2 protein-coding genes are annotated in these 551 nt (G+C 36.5%); both read right to left on the reverse strand.

Annotated elements, in window-relative coordinates; genetic code table 11:
* On the reverse strand, positions 1-124 hold a 124-nt coding region (locus ACTNBR_RS16545), incomplete at its 3' end, for a helix-turn-helix domain-containing protein (protein WP_441042736.1).
* Positions 114-512 carry an IS200/IS605 family transposase gene (tnpA, locus tag ACTNBR_RS16550; RefSeq protein ID WP_441027202.1) on the reverse strand — a complete coding sequence of 133 codons (399 nt, stop codon included), beginning with the start codon at positions 510-512 and terminating at the stop codon, positions 114-116. The genes tnpA and ACTNBR_RS16545, both read right to left, overlap by 11 nt.
* Positions 513-551 lie beyond the last annotated feature (39 nt).

The following is a 551-nucleotide window of genomic DNA, read 5'->3' on the forward strand; positions in this document are numbered from 1 at the left end:
TCTTGTCATCCAGCATGATATTATAAATAAAACGGCAGCATCCAAATGTTTTAGCAAGAAGTTCTTCCTGTTTTTTATCCGGGTAAATCCGGAATTTATACGCTTTGTTCAAATTACTTTTCACCCTGGCTTTCAATATATCTGCGAATTATTTCAACCGGTGCACCTCCTGCTGTCAAAAGGCAGAAGCTCTGACTCCAAAATGCTTCCTTCCAGAGTTTTTCCCGTATTTCAGGATGTTCCTTCTTCAGCAGCCTGCTGCTTGCGCTTTTATACGCATTGATAAATTTACTGATCTCGCTCTTCGGCTGTGCACGGAACATGACATGTACATGATCCTCATCATGATTCCATTCTTCCAATGTAATCCCATAATTCGGTGCAATATACTCAAATATTTCTTTCGCTCTGTTTGATATTACATCATCTATCACTTTCCGGCGATATTTCACAACCATAATCAAATGATAATATAACAAAAATACTGAATGTGCATTATTATCCAAATCCATATTATAATCAATCCTTTCTTTTATTCGACTGATTATATT

This window comes from Bariatricus sp. HCP28S3_F11 (assembly GCF_052065395.1).
Lineage (GTDB): Bacteria > Bacillota > Clostridia > Lachnospirales > Lachnospiraceae > Allocoprococcus.

Excerpts from the sequence above, each read along its gene's own strand:
- tnpA (WP_441027202.1), bottom strand. The coding sequence starts at position 512 with ATGGATTTGGATAATAATGCACATTCAGTATTTTTGTTATATTATCAT.